This window comes from Chryseobacterium culicis (assembly GCF_900108365.1).
GTDB classification, from domain to species: domain Bacteria; phylum Bacteroidota; class Bacteroidia; order Flavobacteriales; family Weeksellaceae; genus Chryseobacterium; species Chryseobacterium culicis.
The window spans coordinates 37,347-56,737 of the sequence record NZ_FNWQ01000009.1 but is presented as its reverse complement, the minus strand read 5'-3'; the positions used below and the strand labels follow the sequence as shown (position 1 = coordinate 56,737).

21 protein-coding genes and 1 tRNA gene are annotated in these 19,391 nt (G+C 35.2%); 12 read left to right on the top strand and 10 right to left on the bottom strand.

Annotated features, from left to right (window positions below):
* Nucleotides 1-18: 18 nt before the first annotated feature.
* The 3 genes from BLW74_RS21360 to BLW74_RS21350 all read right to left on the bottom strand — a co-directional run bounded on the left by BLW74_RS21360 (nt 19) and on the right by BLW74_RS21350 (nt 3,449).
* A complete protein-coding gene (locus tag BLW74_RS21360) occupies nt 19-2,259 on the bottom strand; it encodes a xanthine dehydrogenase family protein molybdopterin-binding subunit (protein WP_089696686.1) in 2,241 nt (746 codons plus the stop codon).
* A 34-nt stretch (nt 2,260-2,293) separates the two neighbouring features.
* Entirely contained in the window at nt 2,294-2,893 is a 600-nt protein-coding gene (locus BLW74_RS21355) for a hypothetical protein (protein ID WP_228425004.1), read from the bottom strand.
* 88 nt (nt 2,894-2,981) lie between these two features.
* Nucleotides 2,982-3,449 carry a (2Fe-2S)-binding protein gene (locus BLW74_RS21350; protein ID WP_089696680.1) on the bottom strand — a complete coding sequence of 156 codons (468 nt, stop codon included), beginning with the start codon at nt 3,447-3,449 and terminating at the stop codon, nt 2,982-2,984.
* A 220-nt stretch (nt 3,450-3,669) separates the two neighbouring features.
* Between BLW74_RS21350 and BLW74_RS21345 the strand changes: the two genes are divergently transcribed.
* Genes BLW74_RS21345 through moaCB form a run of 10 tightly spaced genes read left to right on the top strand, consistent with a single transcriptional unit; the run spans nt 3,670 to nt 11,453 of the window.
* The gene (locus BLW74_RS21345; RefSeq protein ID WP_089696678.1) at nt 3,670-4,800 is read left to right on the top strand and encodes an XdhC family protein; all 1,131 of its coding nucleotides are present in this window, start codon (nt 3,670-3,672) and stop codon (nt 4,798-4,800) included.
* 9 nt (nt 4,801-4,809) lie between these two features.
* Entirely contained in the window at nt 4,810-5,790 is a 981-nt protein-coding gene (gene moaA, locus BLW74_RS21340) for a GTP 3',8-cyclase MoaA (protein ID WP_089696675.1), read from the top strand.
* Complete coding sequence (locus tag BLW74_RS21335) at nt 5,790-6,386, top strand: nucleotidyltransferase family protein (RefSeq protein WP_089696673.1); 597 nt, start codon at nt 5,790-5,792, stop codon at nt 6,384-6,386. Before moaA ends, BLW74_RS21335 begins: the two co-directional genes overlap by 1 nt.
* Complete coding sequence (locus BLW74_RS21330; protein ID WP_089696670.1) at nt 6,383-7,558, top strand: molybdopterin molybdotransferase MoeA; 1,176 nt, start codon at nt 6,383-6,385, stop codon at nt 7,556-7,558. The genes BLW74_RS21335 and BLW74_RS21330 overlap by 4 nt, the downstream gene beginning before the upstream one ends.
* A complete protein-coding gene (locus BLW74_RS21325; protein WP_089696667.1) occupies nt 7,558-8,286 on the top strand; it encodes a sulfite exporter TauE/SafE family protein in 729 nt (242 codons plus the stop codon). Before BLW74_RS21330 ends, BLW74_RS21325 begins: the two co-directional genes overlap by 1 nt.
* Before the next feature lie 3 nt (nt 8,287-8,289).
* Nucleotides 8,290-8,769: a hypothetical protein gene (locus BLW74_RS21320; protein ID WP_089696663.1), complete on the top strand. Its 480-nt coding sequence runs from the start codon at nt 8,290-8,292 to the stop codon at nt 8,767-8,769.
* The gene (locus tag BLW74_RS21315) at nt 8,769-8,999 is read left to right on the top strand and encodes a MoaD/ThiS family protein (RefSeq protein ID WP_089696660.1); all 231 of its coding nucleotides are present in this window, start codon (nt 8,769-8,771) and stop codon (nt 8,997-8,999) included. The genes BLW74_RS21320 and BLW74_RS21315 overlap by 1 nt, the downstream gene beginning before the upstream one ends.
* Before the next feature lies 1 nt (nt 9,000).
* On the top strand, nt 9,001-10,110 hold the full coding sequence (moeB, locus tag BLW74_RS21310; RefSeq protein WP_089696657.1) for a HesA/MoeB/ThiF family protein: 1,110 nt from the start codon (nt 9,001-9,003) through the stop codon (nt 10,108-10,110).
* Complete coding sequence (locus tag BLW74_RS21305) at nt 10,103-10,540, top strand: molybdenum cofactor biosynthesis protein MoaE (RefSeq protein WP_089696654.1); 438 nt, start codon at nt 10,103-10,105, stop codon at nt 10,538-10,540. The genes moeB and BLW74_RS21305 overlap by 8 nt, the downstream gene beginning before the upstream one ends.
* Before the next feature lie 4 nt (nt 10,541-10,544).
* Nucleotides 10,545-11,453 (top strand): bifunctional molybdenum cofactor biosynthesis protein MoaC/MoaB, encoded by a 909-nt coding sequence (gene moaCB / locus BLW74_RS21300; protein ID WP_089696788.1) that lies wholly within the window; start codon nt 10,545-10,547, stop codon nt 11,451-11,453.
* A 5-nt stretch (nt 11,454-11,458) separates the two neighbouring features.
* Here moaCB and BLW74_RS21295 read toward each other — a convergent pair whose 3' ends face one another.
* Complete coding sequence (locus BLW74_RS21295) at nt 11,459-12,595, bottom strand: cysteine desulfurase family protein (RefSeq protein ID WP_089696651.1); 1,137 nt, start codon at nt 12,593-12,595, stop codon at nt 11,459-11,461.
* 173 nt (nt 12,596-12,768) lie between these two features.
* Between BLW74_RS21295 and BLW74_RS21290 the strand changes: the two genes are divergently transcribed.
* Nucleotides 12,769-13,662: a helix-turn-helix domain-containing protein gene (locus BLW74_RS21290; protein WP_089696785.1), complete on the top strand. Its 894-nt coding sequence runs from the start codon at nt 12,769-12,771 to the stop codon at nt 13,660-13,662.
* A gap of 227 nt (nt 13,663-13,889) precedes the next feature.
* Here the strand turns inward: BLW74_RS21290 and BLW74_RS22885 are convergent, their stop codons facing one another.
* On the bottom strand, nt 13,890-14,093 hold the full coding sequence (locus BLW74_RS22885) for an integrase core domain-containing protein (protein ID WP_394331235.1): 204 nt from the start codon (nt 14,091-14,093) through the stop codon (nt 13,890-13,892).
* A 159-nt stretch (nt 14,094-14,252) separates the two neighbouring features.
* The gene (locus tag BLW74_RS21280; RefSeq protein ID WP_089696645.1) at nt 14,253-14,576 is read right to left on the bottom strand and encodes a hypothetical protein; all 324 of its coding nucleotides are present in this window, start codon (nt 14,574-14,576) and stop codon (nt 14,253-14,255) included.
* A 639-nt stretch (nt 14,577-15,215) separates the two neighbouring features.
* On the opposite strand from BLW74_RS21280, the gene BLW74_RS21270 reads away from it, so the two are divergent.
* Complete coding sequence (locus tag BLW74_RS21270) at nt 15,216-15,485, top strand: helix-turn-helix domain-containing protein (protein WP_089696783.1); 270 nt, start codon at nt 15,216-15,218, stop codon at nt 15,483-15,485.
* A 318-nt stretch (nt 15,486-15,803) separates the two neighbouring features.
* Here the strand turns inward: BLW74_RS21270 and BLW74_RS21260 are convergent, their stop codons facing one another.
* From BLW74_RS21260 to trxB, 4 genes are all read right to left on the bottom strand, one after another.
* Nucleotides 15,804-17,138, bottom strand: coding sequence for a site-specific integrase (locus BLW74_RS21260; protein ID WP_089696638.1), 1,335 nt, complete (start codon nt 17,136-17,138; stop codon nt 15,804-15,806).
* Between the two features lie 270 nt (nt 17,139-17,408).
* A tRNA-Ser gene (locus BLW74_RS21255) sits at nt 17,409-17,493 on the bottom strand.
* Nucleotides 17,494-17,635: 142 nt separating this feature from the next.
* On the bottom strand, nt 17,636-17,848 hold the full coding sequence (locus BLW74_RS21250; protein ID WP_089696636.1) for a glyceraldehyde-3-phosphate dehydrogenase: 213 nt from the start codon (nt 17,846-17,848) through the stop codon (nt 17,636-17,638).
* Nucleotides 17,849-18,409: 561 nt separating this feature from the next.
* Entirely contained in the window at nt 18,410-19,351 is a 942-nt protein-coding gene (gene trxB, locus BLW74_RS21240) for a thioredoxin-disulfide reductase (protein WP_089696631.1), read from the bottom strand.
* Nucleotides 19,352-19,391 lie beyond the last annotated feature (40 nt).

Genomic DNA, 19,391 nt, shown 5'->3' with positions numbered 1-19,391 from the left:
CTTCTTTCGCTAAACTTTTTAAGACTTTTTGAGTTTTTCTAAATCATTGATAAATGGCGTATTATAAAATCTCTTACCTGTTGCTTTATACAAAGCATTAGCAACAGACGCAAACGCAGGAGGAAAAGGAGGTTCTCCCAAACCTGTCGGATCAAACTCATTTTTCACGAAATGAACATCAATCTCTCTTGGCGCTTCATTATTTCTTATTAATCGATAGGTATTAAAATTATTCTTTTCCGGCTGACCGTTTTTAAAAGGCAATTCTCCAAATAATGCATTTCCAATAGCATCAGTAATAGCTCCTTCTACCATATTTTTGGCTGCATCTACATTAACGACAACACCACAATCGATAGCAGCAGTCACTTTTTTAACTTTTGGCATTCCGTCTTCAAACCATATATCTATCACTTCAGCAGCATAGGTATTATGACAGAAATAGGCAGAAACACCTCTATAAACATTAGGTTCATTGATTCCCCAGTTTGATTTCTCTTTCACAAGTTTTAAAACTCCAGCATATCGGTCTGCAACATAATCATTTTTCTTACCAACAGGATTTTTTGCTGCTCTATCCAACAATTCTAAACGAAATTCGATAGGATCTTTTCCTGCTTCAAATGCGACCTCATCCAAAAAAGATTGTTCCGAGGTTCCCATAAAATTGGAACGCGGGGCTCTGAAAGCGCCAATTGTAATATTAGAATCTATTTTCCAGCTCTCTGCTATATAATGATCTACCGCACCTGCCGGAAATCTGTCTGCCGATATTGGAGACTCCGGGATTCCGCCTGCCTTTACATGATAGGCAATCATATTATTATTTTTATCCAAAGCAGCTCTGAATGTAGCGCCATAACTTGGGCGGTAAATGCCTGCTGTCATTTCATCCTCTCGCATATAAACTAATCTTACAGGAGCATTCAGGTGCTTTGAAATGACTGCGGCTTCCACCATATGATGTCCATAAGCACGACGACCGAAACCTCCGCCCATTCTGGATAGTCTGATCTGGACATTTTCTTTTGAAATCCCAAGCCTTGTAGCAATCGTTCCTGAAATGAGCTCAGGGGCTTGAATCGGACCTAAAATTTCAACTTTATCGCCTTTAAAATGAGCAAAGCAGTTCACAGGTTCCATTGCATTATGTGCTAAAAAAGGTGCCGTATAAGAACGTTCGATTACCTTTGCTGCAGTTTTGAAAATCTCTTCAGGATTTCCGTCTTTTCTTAATATCTGTCCTGGCTTTTTGATATATTCCTCCATCTGAGACCTGTGATCGTCTGTACTCTCTAATCCTGCAGGAACTTTTACATTTTTACCACCCGAAACAATTGTCCTTTCAGGAGCCTTTTCCCATTCTACTTTTAATGCTTTTTTTGCCTGCATTACCTGCCAAGTAGAATTTCCCGCAATAACCACCAGCTTATTAAAGCTCGTCACGTCGAACGTATTTTGGTCTTGAGTGTCCGGAACGGTCTCAATTTCAAAAACCGATTTGATACCTGGCATTGACAGCACAGCTTTGGAATCAAAGGATTTTATTTGCATTCCAAAGGCCGGCGGATGTATAATCATTGCATACAACATTCCGTCTACTTTAAAATCACTGGTGAATAAAGGTTTTCCCGTGATGATATTACTGATCTCAACATTAGATTTTGATGTACCTATTATTTTAAAATCTTTTACATTTTTCAACGGAACATCTTTTGGCACTGCAATTGTTGCTGCGGTTGATGCCATTTCACCATATTTAGCATTTTTACCACTTGCTCGATGATAAATCGCACCTTTGTCCGTAGTAATTTCTTCAGCCGGAACATTCCAGGTTTTAGCAGCAGCAAGAATCAATAATTGTCTTGCAGTAGCACCAGCAGTTCTGAGTGGTTTCCACGCAGATTGCATTGCTCGACTTCCTCCGGTAAACTGTCTGTCGAAACGTTTTGGATAAAAATCTGCCTGTTCCACGATAATTGTAGCCCAATCGGCATCCAATTCCTCTGCAAGCATCATCGGCAAAGAAGTTTTTACATTTTGTCCGAATTCCGGATTTGGATTGAACAGTAAAATTCTGCCATCCGAAAGTATTTTGATATAACTATTGAGTTCAATATCTTTTGTTGTTGCAATCGCAGGCTCATTTGCAAGCAATCCACCAAGTGGCCAGCTGAATTGAAGCATTAATCCACCTCCAACCAATGCTGCGGTTTTTAAAAATGAACGCCTTCCGATATTATTGTTATGCTCTGACATAATTTTCTTTTTAATAAATTAAAACTTCAGCCAATTAGTTCGCAGGAGCATAAGCTCCCGTATTCAGCCAAGTAATCCATGCTTCTTTGAATTCTTTGTGACTGTAAGGCGGCAAAGTGCGACCATCCCCCGGATTCCATCCCCAAACCACTAAAGCATCATCAGCGTGTGCAATCAGTGCCTTCTTATTTTTGTTGCCGTTAAGTTTAGGGTTGATAAGCTGTTTTGCAAGCTCATTAGGAGATTTACCTTCAAAAACCATTTTCATATTGGCGGGAGGAAGATGCCAGTTTGGATTTCCGGGCGGAGTATGTTCTCCGCTTGTATTTTCCGGCTGATGGCAGTTGGTACACTTCATTGTAAGGATGCCTTTCCCATCTTCACCTCTCTTAGGGTTCATCGCGTGCAATTTTCTTTCATCACCTTGCAAAGGAATATCTCCAACAGGATGACAGTTTACACAACGTGGACTTTGTAAAACCTTATATACTTTAGCAAAAGCCTGTACAGATTTTACGCTGTCTTTTATATTATTCTGATGAAAAACAATCTTTTCTCCTTTATAGATTTTGAACACCTTTGCAGTTTCTGAAAAAGCATACATTATACAGCTTGCAAATAAAATTGTTGCCAAAATTTTAGTCAAAAACCTGTAACTTTTTTTACTGTTTAAATCTTTGTTTTGATGCTTACTTTCCATTTTTCAAATATTTAATGAGCTACTAGATTTTTCCTTTCTGAAATTCGGCTGCAAGTTTAATTGCTTTTCTTATTCTGATGTAAGTTCCGCATCTGCAAATATTTCCTGACATTGCATTATCAATATCTTCATCTGTAGGATTTGGGATTTCCCTTAGCAATACAGCCGCCGACATGATCTGTCCGGAATGACAATAGCCGCATTGTGGGACATCAACTTCTTTCCACGCTTTTTGCAATGGATGATTTCCATCTTCCGATAAACCCTCAATTGTAACAATTTTCTTTCCTACCGCCCTTTGTATTTTAGTCACACAAGAACGTACCGCCTCTCCATCCATATGAACAACACAAGCACCACAAGCAGCAACTCCGCAACCATATTTAGTACCCACTAAATTCAGATGATCACGAAGAACCCACAATAAGGGTGTCGATGGGTCGATATCTAATGAATATTCTTTATAATTGATATTTAACTTTACTAGCATACAGATTATTTTTTACGTTGTAGTTTTATTGTAAATTAGATATACAACAAATATGGCTAAATCGAAAAATTTTCCCATTAACTAAATTACGGTTTTTCATACCAATATTACTGTTTATTGAAATTCAAGTAAATAAAAGGTATAAATTCCATAAATTTGATACAATTCTCGTATAATATCTTAAAATGAACAACCTTTTTAAAAGCACAATATTTACGCAATGAAAGAAATCAATGATATCATCGTAGCCTACAAAAAAGCTCAAACCATTGGCTTAAAAACTGCTTTGGCTACCGTTGTAAAAGTGGAAGGTTCTTCTTACAGACAGGCTGGTGCAAGAATGTTGGTCACAGAAGATGGTCAGCTTACGGGTGCAATCAGCGGTGGTTGTCTGGAGGGTGATGCTTTGCGTAAAGCTATTTTGGCAATTCATCAGAAAAGCAATAAATTGATCACTTATGACACCAGTAATCCTGATGATGTAGAATTTGGTGTGCAGTTGGGTTGCAATGGTATTGTACATATTTTATTTGAATATATTGATGAAAATTCTTCTGAAAATCCTATCCATCTTTTAGAAAAGACAGTAGAAAAAAGAAATGATTCAATAATTACAACTGTATTTTCCATTGAAAAAAGAAATTTCCAAATCGGAACGGTAGGATTTTTAACTGATGAAACAACTGCATTATTTTCATCTATTAACTCTGTCAAAAATGAAATTACTGAATCAGCAAAAACAGCTTTAATCAGTAAAAAAAGCACTCTCAGTAAAGTTGAAGTTGAGGGTAATGAATGCGAAATCTTACTGAATTACAATCCGCCACAAACCGTATTAGTTATTGCCGGAGCAGGAAATGATGCCAAACCTTTGGTAGAAACTGCATTTATTTTAGGCTGGAAAATAGTGGTTGCAGACGGAAGAGCAACACACGCAATCAAAAGCAGGTTTCCCAATGCTCATGATGTTTTCATTGCAAAACCTGAAGAAATTATCAATACAATTGAAATTGATGAAAACACTGTTTTTGTTCTGATGACCCATAATTATAATTATGACCTTGAACTTTTAAAATTAATCATCGACAAACCGTTGAAATATATCGGGCTTTTAGGTCCGAAAACGAAGCTTAACAGAATGCTGGATGACCTTAAAAATTCTAACATAAAGGTCACAGAAGAGATTTTAAACAAACTCTACGGACCCGTTGGAATGGATATTGGTGCAGAAACTTCTGAGGAAATTGCTATTTCTATCGCAGCCGAAATCAAAGCGGTACTGAGTGGAAAAAACGGTTCATCACTTCGAGACAGAAAAGAAAAAATCCATACTGATACGGTCAGTATTTAAAAGTCAATTATGCTTACAGACCAATTTGGAAGAACCCATAACTATCTCAGGATATCACTCACAGACAACTGCAATCTGCGTTGTTTCTACTGTATGCCCGAGGAAAATTATGACTTTACACCTCACTCTAAATTGATGCAGGTGGAGGAAATTGATACGTTAGCAAAACTATTCGTGCAACACGGAGTGAATAAAATCAGATTGACGGGAGGCGAACCTTTTGTAAGAAAAGATGCTGCTAAAATCATTCATAATTTAGGAAAATTACCCGTTCAGCTGACTGGCACTACAAACGGAATTCGGATTGATGATATGCTTTCAGAAATCGTTAGTGCTGATTTTCACAGTATCAACATCAGTCTGGATACGCTTCATTCAGATAAATTTTTAAAGATTACCCGCAGAAATTATTTCGACCGCGTAATGAGCAATATTGACCTTTTATTAACCCATAATATTAAAACGAAAATCAATGTCGTTTTGATGAAGGGAATTAATGATGATGAGATTTGTGATTTTATAGAATTTACAAAAAATAATAATGTCGAAGTTCGTTTTATTGAATTTATGCCTTTTACAGGAAATCGGTGGACAAGCAATCAGGTAATGACCCAAAAAGAAATTTTAGAAATTATCGCCACAAAGTATGACTTCAAACCTCTGCCAATAGGAATTCACGATACCGCAAAAAGTTTTTCTGTTTCAGGACACCAGGGAAATTTTGCCATTATTAGTACCATGAGCGAGCCTTTTTGCAGCGGTTGTAACAGAATTAGATTGACAGCAGACGGTAAATTAAAAAACTGTCTCTTTTCTAAAAAGGAAACCGATTTGCTTACCCCTTTGAGAGAAAAGCAGGATATTTTACCGATTATTCACTCTGCAATTTGGTCAAAGGCAAAAACCCAGGGCGGACAGCTCAATGAAAAATTTGAGAAAATTGAAGCATCCGTTATTCAAAACAGAAGTATGATAAATATCGGAGGATAATGAAAAATACAGGCATCATATTACTCGCAGCCGGAGGCTCCTCAAGAATGGGATCTCCCAAGCAATTGTTATTGTTTGAAGGAAAAACTTTGCTCGAGAAAATCATCGATATTTCTTTGAATGTGTTTGAAAAAGAAAATATTATTCTTGTTTTAGGCTCCGAACACGAAAAAATAGAATCATCAATTCAAGGTAAAAATATTTCAATCTGCATCAATACAAATTGGAAATCAGGAATGGCATCATCCATCAATTTGGGATTGAAAACATTGTTGTTAAAATTCTCGGAAATGGAAAAATGTTTTATTTCTGTTTGTGACCAGCCCTACCTTAACAGTGATGTTTTTGTTGAAATGATCAATATTTTTAAAACTTCAAAAAAAGAAATTGCTGTGGCAAAGTATGCAGAAACATTAGGTGTTCCGGCTTTATTCTCGAAAAAATATTTTGAAGAGTTGATTCAGCTACAGGGAGAGCAGGGTGCAAAAAAAATAATCCTTCAAAATAGTGATGATGTCGCTGTTTTTGAATTTGAAAAAGGGGCAATCGATATTGATACGCCTTCGGATTATGATAATTTAAAACTTAATAAATGATTAGTGTAAAAGAAGCTCAGGAAATTATCAGGCTCAATATTCCGCCAAGGAAAGAACAAATTCTTTCTTTAAAAGAAGCCTTCGGATACACCACCTCCGAAGATATTTATTCAAAATACAACATTCCAAATTTCTTACAATCCTCGATGGATGGTTATGCAATTCGGTTTCAGGATAGAAATCAGCCCTTGACAATTATTGGTGAAATTACTGCCGGATGCACAGAGCAATTTCAACTTGAAGAAGGAACTGCTTATCGTATTTTCACCGGCGCACCTCTTCCTTTCGGAGCGGATACTGTGGTTATGCAGGAAAAAGTAAGTGTTGAAAATAACAAATTAATTATAGAAGACAAAGAGCTGAAAGAAAGTCTGAATGTAAGACCCATCGGCAGTGATGCAAAAATTAATACTGTTGCAATACGTTCGGAAAGCTATCTTTCAGCTGCTGCTATCGGATATTTGGCAGGAATCGGATGTACGGAAGTCATGGTTTATTCAGCACCAACTGTTTCTTTGATTTTAACAGGAGATGAGCTCAAAAAACCGGGAGAGACTTTGGAATTCGGACAAATATTTGAATCCAATTCCATACAATTAGAAAGTGTTTTAAGGCAGTCGGGAATTCAGAAAATCGATATTTTTTGGGTAAAAGATAACCCTGAAGAAATACAGAAAGTTCTGGAATCTGCTGTTTCAGAAACAGATATTGTATTATTGGTCGGCGGTGTAAGTGTAGGTGATTACGATTTTGTCATTGAAGCCACAAAAAAATGCGAGATTCAACAACAATTTCATAAAATAAAACAAAAGCCGGGAAAACCGCTTTACTTCGGAACAAAAGGAGAAAAATTAATTTTTGGCCTACCGGGAAATCCATCTTCGGCTCTTACCTGTTTTTATCTGTATGTTGCTCCGCTTCTTTCTGAATTAACAAAAAAGCCTGCTATTACAAATAAAACAATGGCTGCTGTTACTTCAACCTATAAGAAAAAGAAAGGTCTTACTCATTTTCTAAAAGGTATTTACGATGACGGAAGAGTTACTCCGCTTCACGCACAGGAATCTTACAAGCTCCAAAGTTTTGCAGAAGCAAACTGCCTGATTATTTTAAATGAAGAGTCCGAAGGTTGTCAACAAGATGAGCCGGTTGAAATTATAATTTTAAAGTAATGAATGTAGAAGTTTTTTATATTATTTTATTTGTTATTGCAGCCTTGTATGCTGCTGTAGGGCACGGTGGTGCGAGTGGCTACCTTGCATTGATGGCGTTGTACGGCGTTGCTCCGAAAGAGATGAAACCAACTGCTTTGGTACTCAATCTTTTTGTTTCGATGACGTCTTTTATTCAATATTACAGAGGAGGGCATTTTAAGCTTCGGATATTTCTTCCGATTGCACTCGCTTCTATTCCACTCGCTTTCGTGGGAGGAATGATTCATATTGAAGATGTATTATACAAAAGAATTTTAGGTGTTCTATTGCTATTTCCTGTATTCCGTTTTTTCTTTTTTAAAAGTCCTGATGATAAAGATTTGAAAGAACCCAACCCCTATTTATCATTGATTTTTGGAGGTATCATTGGATTATTTTCCGGAATGATCGGCATTGGAGGTGGAATTTTATTATCTCCGGTGCTGATTTTATTAAAGTGGACCAACCAAAAACAGACTGCGGCCATTAGTGCAGCTTTTATCTTCGTTAATTCGGTTTCAGGATTGGGCGGAATGCTTACCAAAGAAATTTCTTTTACCAATGATATGTGGATGTATGTCGTTTGCGCATTTGCAGGTGGACTACTTGGTTCTTACCTTGCTTCTTCCAAACTTAACCAAAATGGAATCAAATATGTCTTGGCTGTCGTTTTACTGATGGCTGCATATAAATTAATAATCATTTAGAATATGAAAAATTTAGCTGTAATAATGTTCATTTTTTCCTCAATTTTGTCTTTTGGACAAAGTTTTGAAATTATCAATCCAGATAATGAGAAAAAAGTAATGACGTTGGATGATTTAAAAGCATTTCAGAAGCACAACATTAAAAGTCTGAAAATAACGAATCATTTAAAGGAGTATAAATCGACCCTCGAAAATGCCAATGGGGTTTTGTTGAGAGATGTTTTATCTAAAGTTGCCTTTAAAGAAAAATCGCCTAAAGTACTCAGCGAATATTATATCGTTTGCATCGCAGAAGATAATTACAAAGTCGTTTTCTCGTGGAATGAGATTTTCAATACAGCAGTTGGAGATACTGCATTAATTATTACTGACGCAAAAGACCGACCGAATGACGGGATTTCTACTCTATCACCCACTGATTTTGCAACAGGAAGAAGATATGTGAAGAATTTAAAGACCATCCAACTGAAAAAAGTAGACTAATGGCAAATATTAAAGTGATTACTTTTGGTAAATTGAAAGAAATTTCGGGCTCAAATTTTGAACTGGAAGCTGAAACAACAGATGAATTGTTACATAAAATTTATCAGGAATTTCCATCCATAAAAGATTTAAAACTGAGAGTTGCCGTTAATCAGAAAATAATTTCTGAAATTACAATACTTAATAATAATGATATGGTAGCTTTAATGCCACCTTATTCCGGAGGATAATATGCTAAATAAAGATAGATACGACAGACAAATAAAACTGCGGGGATTCGGGATTGAAGCGCAGCAAAAACTACTTTCGGCTCGTGTTTTGGTCATCGGCGCCGGAGGTTTGGGTTGCCCTGTTTTGCAATATCTTACCGCTTCAGGAATAGGAACTATTGGAATTGTGGATCATGATGTAGTTTCAATAAGCAATCTCCAGCGACAGGTTTTGTATACAACAGAAGATATTGGTCAACTAAAAACTGAAGTTGCTTCTAAAAGACTCCGTCTAATGAATCCCGATATTTTCATTAACATCATTTCAGAGCAAATAACCTCCAAAAATGCAGTAAAAATCATCAATGAATATGATTTGGTTTTAGATTGCAGTGATAATTTTCCAACACGTTATCTTATCGATGACTCTTGCAGAATAATGAAAAAAACATTGATTTTTGGTGCCATTTATCAATATGAAGGTCAGATTGCAGTTTTTAATATCCCAAATAAAGAAGGAGTCACAACAAGCTACAGAAATCTTTTCCCGCAGCCGCCGAAACCCAATGAAGTTCCCGATTGCAATGAAGCCGGTGTGTTAGGTGTTTTGCCAGGAATTATCGGAACATTGCAAGCTACAGAAGCTATTAAAATAATCACCGGAATAGGAAAACCTTTAGCCAATAAATTAATGAGCATTGATTTGCTGGATTATCAGACAGCGATTTATGATATTCCGATTGAGATTGAAAGTAACTCTAATTTCCCTTCTACAATTGATGAATTTGAATTGATGAATTATGAAGAGCATTGTGGAATCAATAATCATAATGTGAAAATCATTTCATCTTCCGAATTTTTAGAGTCAGCAAAAATTCCGGACACTTTAATTATTGACGTTCGTGAATTGGATGAATTTCCAAAAATCGATTTACCTTATTTATCAATACCTTTATCTCAATTAAATGAAAAGATATTTGAAATTCAGCATAAAAATATCATTGTGATTTGTCAGTCAGGAAAAAGAAGCCTGATGGGAGCTCAATTACTACAGGAAAATTTAAGTTCAGAATATCAAATCAGTAGTTTGGAAGGCGGAATCAATCACTTAAAAAATTTAAAGAATGAGTAAAATCAAAAATATATTTTTAGAAGGGGCAATTTCACCAACGTTTATTGCAGAAAGTATTTCGCATCATTCTGCAAAAACAGAAATCGGAGCCCATCAGATATTTTTAGGACAAATCAGAGCCGATAAAATTGATGATAAAATAGTAAAAGCTATAGAATATACAGCTTATGAGGAATTGGCTTTAAATCAAATGACCACCATAAGAGAAGATATTTTTGTTAAATATGAACTCACTTGTATGCATATTTATCACAGTCTTGGAGTTGTGAATACAGGAGAAATTTGTCTCTTTGTTTTCACTTCTTCACCTCATAGAAAAAACGCTACTTTGGCTTGTAATGAAGTTGTAGAAAGGATAAAATCTGAGCTTCCGATTTGGGGTAAAGAAATTTTTGAGGACGAAACACATCAATGGAAAATCAATCAATAAAAAAATGGTAGATATTACTTTTAAAACTTTCACACTTCGTAAGGCGATTGCAGGTGCAACCATTAAAACATCTTCAGCTTCTACGATTGAAGCAGTAAAAAACGGAACGGTGCCCAAAGGAAATGTGCTTGAATTTGCGAGAGCTTCGGCTTTACTGGCTATCAAGAAAACCAGTGATGTGATTCCTGATTGTCATCCTCTTCCCGTTGAATTTGCAGCGATAAACTATGATTTTGATGAAATGAATATCCATATCAAAGTTGAAGTTCATACCATTTATAAAACCGGAGTTGAAGTTGAAGCAATGCACGGTGCATCAGTCGCTTCACTGGTTATTTACGATATGCTGAAGCCGATTGATAAAAATGTGGAGATTGCAAACATTCGTTTATTAGAAAAAAAAGGAGGAAAAAGCAACCAGAAAAGTATTGATGTAACTGATTTAACCGCTGCAGTTGTGGTGTGTAGCGATTCAGTTTCTCAAGGCATTAAAGAAGATTCATCCGGTAAAATATTGGTGGAAGCCCTTCAAAAACAAGGCATCAGTACCATTGATTATTCCGTTATTCCCGATGACATTTTATCAATTCAGGAAAAGATTGAATCTTTTAAAAATAAAAATTGTGATTTGCTTATTTTCACTGGTGGAACAGGTTTATCCGACCGAGATGTAACACCTGAAGCGGTTTTGCCTTTCATAACAAAAGAAATTCCCGGAATTATGGAAACCGCCAGAAATTACGGACAGGATCGCGTAAAAACCTCAATGCTTTCAAGAGGTATTGCAGGCTTTTCAGATAATATGCTTATTTTGACATTGCCTGGTTCGGCAGGTGCTGTGAAAGAATATGTTCAGGCATTATTTCCGCAGATCTTGCACGTTTTTTCGGTGAAGAAAGGTGATGGACACTAAGTAAATTACACCTCCCGAAGTTTTGCAACAATTTTTTTAATTTTCTCAACAGCAATTTCTATATCTGATCTTGTATTGAATTTACCTAAGCTAAATCGTATTGAAGAAAGTGCATCAGAATCATTTATACCCATTGCTTTCAAAACGTGAGAAGGTTTGGAAGTCGTTGCATTACAGGCAGAACCGCTGGAAACACAAACCGTTCCCAAAGATAAAATCATTTGTTCAGAATTCACTCCTTTGAAACAAATATTTGTGGTATTGAAGATTCTGTTATTTTTATCACCATTAATATAAACTTCAGGAATTTCAAGCAGAGCATTTTCCAATTCATCTCTTAATTTGGCGATATGAATTCTATTTTCCTGCATTTCCAACATCGCTATTTCAGCCGCTTTTCCCATTGCAATGATTCCCGGCACATTCAAAGTTCCGCTTCTTAAATTAAATTGCTGTCCTCCACCTTGGATTTGGGAGTTTAGTTCTTTCTTTAACCTTGAAGAAATATAAAGTGCTCCAATACCTTTCGGTCCGTAAAATTTATGTGCGGAGAAAGCCATCAAATCAATATCTAATTCTTTAACAGCAATAGGAATTTTTCCAATTGCCTGCGTTGCATCACAGAAAAACAAACTTCCGTTTTGGCGAGTAATGTCCGCAATTTCTTTGATGGGATGAATAATTCCTGTTTCATTATTGACATACATTACACAAACCATCAGTGTTTTTTCATTTAACTCATTTCTCAGCTCATCAAGATCGATATGCCCCTCTCTGTCCACATCAAGATAAGACATATTGAAACCTCGATTTTCAAGAAAACTGCAAGTATCCAGAACAGCTTTATGTTCGGTTTTTACAGTAATAATATGTTTTTTATTAGTTTCATCAAAGCCTTTCAAAGCAAGATTTACTGCTTCGGTTGCTCCTGAAGTATAAATAATTTCTTTAATATTTGCAGTGATAAGATCAGCAATTTGTTTTCGTGCATTTTCAACCGATTCATTTATAGCAATACCGAATAAATGACTGCTCCCTGAATTTGCATAAAAATTATTAAAATATGGACTCATCTCATCAATCACTCTAGGATCTACAGGAGTTGTTGCATTAAAATCTAAATAAACAAAATCATTTTCCATTGAAATAAAAAATTGGAAGTAAAAATAAGACAATAATAAATGCTAATCGTCAAACACTTAGCCTAATAAGTATATATATTACGGTATTTTGTACCATAATTACGGATTATCATTTATAAAAAGGAATGATAAAGCATAAAAATATAACTTTGTTTTATAAAAATACTACAAAAATGGAACGAGTAATTAATTTTAATACAGTTCAGGACTATAATGATTTTAATAATAACGAAACATTACATCCTTTAGTTACAATTACAGATCTATCAAAAGCTGATCCTAGGCACGCTTATAAAATGATCTTTAATGTTTACTGCATCATATTAAAAGAAGTAAAATGCGGTGACATTAAGTATGGCAACAATACTTACGATTACCAACAAGGAACATTAGTTTTCTTTGCTCCTGGTCAAATTGTTGAAGTCACAGGGAATGAAATGTATCAACCTTCCGGTACTGCTCTGCTGTTCCACCCAGACTTCCTTCATAATACTGCTTTAGGAAAACATATGGACACCTTTAGTTTTTTTTCTTACAAAACAAATGAAGCATTACATTTATCGGAGAAAGAAAGAAAAATTATTTTAGAATGTTTTGGACAAATTCAGCATGAGCTTAATCAGTCTATAGATAAGCATAGTAAAACAGTAATTACTTCGGCTATTGAACTATTTTTAAACTACTGCACAAGGTTCTACGATCGACAATTTATTACCAGAGAAACAGTAAATATGGGAATTGTAGAAAAGTTTGAAGCTCTTTTAAACGATTACTTCTCTTCAAACAAACCTAAAGAACAAGGAATTCCTACCGTTTCATTCTGTGCAGATGAACTTAATCTTTCACCAAATTATTTTGGTGACCTAATAAAAAGAGAAACAGGAAAAACAGCGCAGGAGTATATTCAATTTAAAATAATAAATGTAGCAAAGGAAAGAGTTTTTAGTGTAAATAAATCGATTAGCGAGATTGCATATGAGCTGGGGTTTAAGTATCCTCAACATTTTACTCGCCTTTTTAAACAGAAGACAGGTCTGTCACCACTTGAGTATAAAAATTTAAATTAATTACAATAAAACACTTTGGATCCAGATTCAATTAATAAACAATCAGATTAATCCCGACGATATTAAGATACTTTACCTGCATTCTTATAGACTATGATTGCAGGTTTTTCCATCATTTGTAGTTCTTCAAATAATAACAGAATTTTGACGAACTTGTAACTATTTTTGAGACAAAATTTATATACTCTTTATCCTACATTTTAGATTGGTTAGACATTAAATTTTTACTATTTTATGGTTAAATTTCCGAATGCCGAATGCCTTCTGTGACTGTTGTAAAATGTTTCTATATATTCAAACACAGAGTTTTTGGCATGGTCTCTAGTTTCATATTTATTTTGATAAATAAATTCCGTATTTAAGGTCTTGAAAAAGCTCTCCGCTACAACATTATCATAACAATTTCCTTTTCCGCTCATACTTCGGGTAATGTTTTTTCCGACTATTGATGTAAATTATGTGCAGGCATACTGTATCCGTATGTCCGCATGGAAAATTAAACTATCATTATCCTGTAAAGGACGGTGAAGCCGTGGCATTTTCAAGGCAGCAACCTGGGTGTCCTGAGCCTTCATCGTTTCACTTAATGACTATCCTATGACCTTTCTATCAAACAAATCTATGACTCTGGTGAGATACAGCCAACCCAGAGGTGTGCGAATATTGGCTAAGTAGTTAGGAACTTGCAATTCTGAATCACTCATTATGAGTTCATCTTGCGATTCTATAAGACCAATCGCTTTTGTAAATAATGGAGATTTTTCCGCCTGATAGGCAAGCTCCGCAAATTTGATGACTTCTCCACTTGTAGGATGTTCTTCAACAGTCTTCCCTAAGTTGTGCCATGCTATTTCTTTTACGCTGAAAAGTGAATATTTTCCTGTTCTGTCATTAAAATTTGAATTATGTGTCATGATATTGTTATTAAAATGTTATAAAATATTTTTGATTGATAAAAATTGGAGATCATCATTATTACTGTCATTGGATCTAGGTTAACCAATATCCTTGTTACTTGTTTTGTTGGAGGACGTAATACTACTTTCAGTTCTTTTTATTACTGCCGTATAATTTAATTTGTGATGTATGGAAGTTCAGACCTGCGTGCGCTACTCCATCCTTTCCCATCCAAGCTCTTGTATAAACTCTGCCAATCAGCTCTATTAATGTCCCTTTAGTAATGTGCTTTCAATCTCTTCTCCGTTCTTTCTCTGAAAGCCCTCCTGGGCTTCGCTGAATATTTTTCAAAAGAAAAACCGCAAAAAAGAAAGCAGATATGAAGTGTTGACAAAGAGTAAAAACTAAAAGGATAATTGGAGGGCACCATTAGGGAGCAAACCATTTATGCCGTAGTCTTTTGGTGGGATAATGGGACGGTTAGCAAAAATACCTTAACTGCCTTTTTACTGGTTTATTGAGAAAATATATTTAGAATCTATATACAATACATTTATAAATCTCAATGACAAGTAATGCCAAAACAAGCTAATAAATCAAATAAACAAAACACATTGAGTAATCTGCTCAAATTTGACATAATAAAATTAAATCCTATGGAAAATATAACAAAACAAGATTTAGAAAACTTAAAGAATGAATTAATTTCAGAAATAAAATATCTGATCACAAACAGTTCTATTCACAATGAAAAAAAAAATACAAATTGGGAATGGTTACGAAGTAAGGCGGTAAGAAAAATTTTAGAAATCTCTCCAGCTACTTTACAGAATTTGCGAATTAATAGTAAAATAAGATCAAAAAAAATAATGGGATCATATTATTATAACAGTACAGATTTAAAGCGTTTATTTGAAAATGATTAATTATGAATGAACATTGGGTAAATCTACTTAAAAAATTTTCATCAGACGAAAGGCTAACATCCGTTCACATTGCACTGATGACCGCAATTATATATCTTGGGCTACACCAAAAAAAGAAGAAAAAAATATTTGTTAGCAGAAGTAGGCTAATGAAGTATTCTCATATTAAAACTCATCCTACGTATCACAAATATTTTAAAGAATTACAAGAATTTGGTTATTTCAAATATACTCCATCCTACCATCCAGGTGTCAAAAGTTATGTGATGATAAAATAAAAGGAAACTTTAAAAGTTTCCTTTTATTTTCATAATTATATCAAATTATACCTCCTAAAATCTTATTTTTTAGTCTTTCATAATCTACTAGTAGTTGAATTTCACTTTCATCAAGAATCATTTTTAAATTGATATTGGATAAGTTATCTTCAGTATTAGTCCGTAGCTTCGTCTTTAGGTTATTCATCTCGCTATTAATTAATTCCTGAGTTGTCAATGCATATTCTTCCGTTTGAGTTACCGAATGATGCCCCATTAATTCTTTAACAACGTTTATAGGAACTCCATTTTTGAGAGTGACAGTACTTGCAAAAGTTCTTCTTGCCATATGAGTATTAAGCTCAGAATAAATTCCACACAAAGTAGCAATCTCTTTGAGATATTCATTCATTTTTTGATTTGAACGAACCGGCAGTACAAGATTTGAATCATGACATTGAGGATGCCCTTGGTATCTTTTCATTATAAGTAAAGCTTTTTCCAATAAAGGTATATCAGTCCGAGATTTTGATTTTTGTCGATTAGACATAATCCAAAAGCTTCCATCAGAATCTTCTTTGATTTCACTGTATCTCAATTGCTTTACGTCAATATAGGATAATCCTGTATAACATTGAAAAACAAAAATATCTCGTACAATGGACAGCCGTTCTGAATCAAATTTTTTATCTTCTAATCTTTGAAGTTCCTTTGTCGTTAAAGGCCGTTTGTCCAGCTTATTCTTTTTCGATTTAAAAAGTATAAAGGGATCTTTTTGAATAATATCTTTCGCAATGGCTCTGAGTACAATTTTCTTAAAATTGGCAATGTATTTTAAGGTTGTATTATTTGAACACCCACGTACTGTCTTTAAATAAAATTCATAATCCGTTACAAAGCTATAATTTAGCTCTCGAAATTCGAAGTCACTACGATTATATTGAAATTGCATGAACTCTTCTACATGTGATCTCGCGGTGACATACCTATCATAAGTTCCTCGTGCAAAATCTCCAGCTATAACCAAATTAAGCATTTCCTCATTATGTTTTTGAAACTCTTCTAAAACTTTAGGTTTCTGATATGATTTACCTTGGATATATTCGATAAGCTTAACAGCCGTTATAGACTCAGAATTATTACTTAATTTGGTCCTGAAATTATTTAATCCCGAAATGAGTGAATCTAAAAAATGATTTAAAGACTTAGTATCTTCTTTCGTTCCTACTGCTCTTTCAGTTTTCTGATTCCAACGTTCAACACTCCATTTTCTCTTTGTTGAAATTTCTTTAGAAATGCCATCTACAGTAATTCGTAAATAAACAAATCTAAGATAATCACCTTTCTTCCACGGCGTTTTTAAGAAAAAATTGACGCCAAAACTACTCTCTAACATAATCCGATTTTTAGGGTTAATAAAATTCGAATTAAATCACTAAAAAATCAAGATATCAAATCATTTTACATGTTAATAATCAAATAGTTAAGACAATTTTCATGGCAGTTATTTTCTAGAAATAAAACTGCCATGATTCTGCCACAAAAATTATTAGCATTTTTAAAAATTTTATCACACAATAAAATGCAAAAAGAGATGTAATTAATTAAATTACAGCTCTTTTAATAGATTTTAAACGTTTTTGAAAATTTTACTTTTCATACTCTGCGGAGAGTGAGGGATTCGAACCCCCGGACCTGTTACAGTCAACAGTTTTCAAGACTGCCGCAATCGACCACTCTGCCAACTCTCCCTAAACTCCGGCTATACCGTTGTTTTCAGTGGTGCAAATATAGAACGATTTTTATTTTCTGCAAAACTTTTCCCCCACAAATTTTAACAAAACTTAATAATAGACTAGGAATCAGGGGAATTATTTTTCGAAAAACAATCACCTATTCCCTGTCTACGATAGCGATGAAGCTGTTTTTTAAAAGTTCGGACGGATATACAAACTGATCTCCATCGTCTCCCTTTACCACAATTGCTGCTTGCTCGTCGTTCAGGCATTTATCCAGCTGGGTTTTCAGGTCGTTCAGTTTTCCATGGGAAGCTTCAATGGTATAGGTTCCGGTAACGTGTGTTATTTTGATGACTTTTGTTTCCATATTCTTTTTGATTAGTCATTAAATGTAGTAATTTTACTTTAAGGATAAAGAATATTAGAGAGGAGAAAACAGCAACTGTTATACAGAACCTTACATTTAACGATAGTAGTTCTAATACCAGCAATCAGTCTGGCAATTATAATCAGTACTGTAATATTCCAGAGTATTTATTAGAAAACCAGCAGGAATACATACATCTTCTGAAAGAACAGATAAAAGCTTTAAAAGCAGAAAATGCAAAATTAAAAAAGTGATAATTCCTTTATATAAATAACAGAAACGGCTTCTAATGGAAGCCGTTTTTTTATTGTGAACCCATCCCCTCACTCTATCCCCTTCTAAAGTCCCAATAGTCACTTTCATGATGATCTCGAGGCCGTTCTCAACTGGCTGAAGAGATGTTAAATGTGAATTTTGAAAACCACCCCGTCAAAAATTCTCAGAATTTTCGCTACCCATCCAAGGGAGGGGAATGATCCCGTCTTCAGTTGGATTATTGTGGGGTAATTATAAAAAAAGCGTACCCAAGGGTACGCTTTGTATTGTATAAACTGAATGTTATTAGTGTAATTCAGCCAAGTATTTTTCTGCATCCATGGCTGCCATACATCCGCTTCCCGCAGCTGTAATAGCCTGTCTGTAGATGTGATCCTGAACGTCACCGGCGGCAAATACTCCCGGAAGATTGGTTCTTGAGGAACCTTTTTCTGTAAGGATATACCCGTTTTCATCAAGATCTACCTGACCGGCAAAGATATCTGTGTTCGGCTTGTGACCGATTGCGATGAAGATACCTTCTACATCCACTGTAGATTTTTCCTGAGTCTGGTTATTGATGATTACCGCTCTCTCCACAAGACTGTTTTCTCCTTCAATACCAATCAATTCATGGTGGAATTTCACTTCAATATTCGGAGTGTTTTCTACTCTGTGAACCATTGCTTTTGAAGCTCTGAATACGTCTTTTCTCACCAATAGTGTAACTTTCTTACACAGCTTTGCAAGGTAAGTAGCCTCTTCTGCTGCGGTATCTCCTGCTCCTACCACCACTACATCTTTTCCTCTGTAGAAAAATCCGTCACATGTAGCACAGGCAGATACACCACCGCCTGCATATTTTTTCTCGTCCTCAAGACCTAAATATTTGGCTGTAGCCCCTGTAGAGATAATAACTGTTTTGGCAAGGATTTCTTTGTTTCCTGCATATAATTTGTGAACACCGCCAACTTCTTTAGAGAATTCAGCCTTAGTGATCATTTCGTAATGAACTTTGGTATCAAATCTTTCTGCCTGTTTTTGCAGATCCATCATCATTTCAGGACCTGTAATCCCGGCTGGATATCCTGGGAAGTTGTCAACTTCTGTAGTGGTTGTTAATTGTCCGCCCGGCTCCAGACCTGTATACAGTTCAGGTTTCAGGTCTGCTCTTGCTGCATAGATAGCAGCGGTGAAGCCAGAAGGCCCAGATCCAACGATCACACAATCTAAAATGTTTTGCTCCATAATTTACTTTGTTCGAAAAGATTTAATTTGAATTAAGACT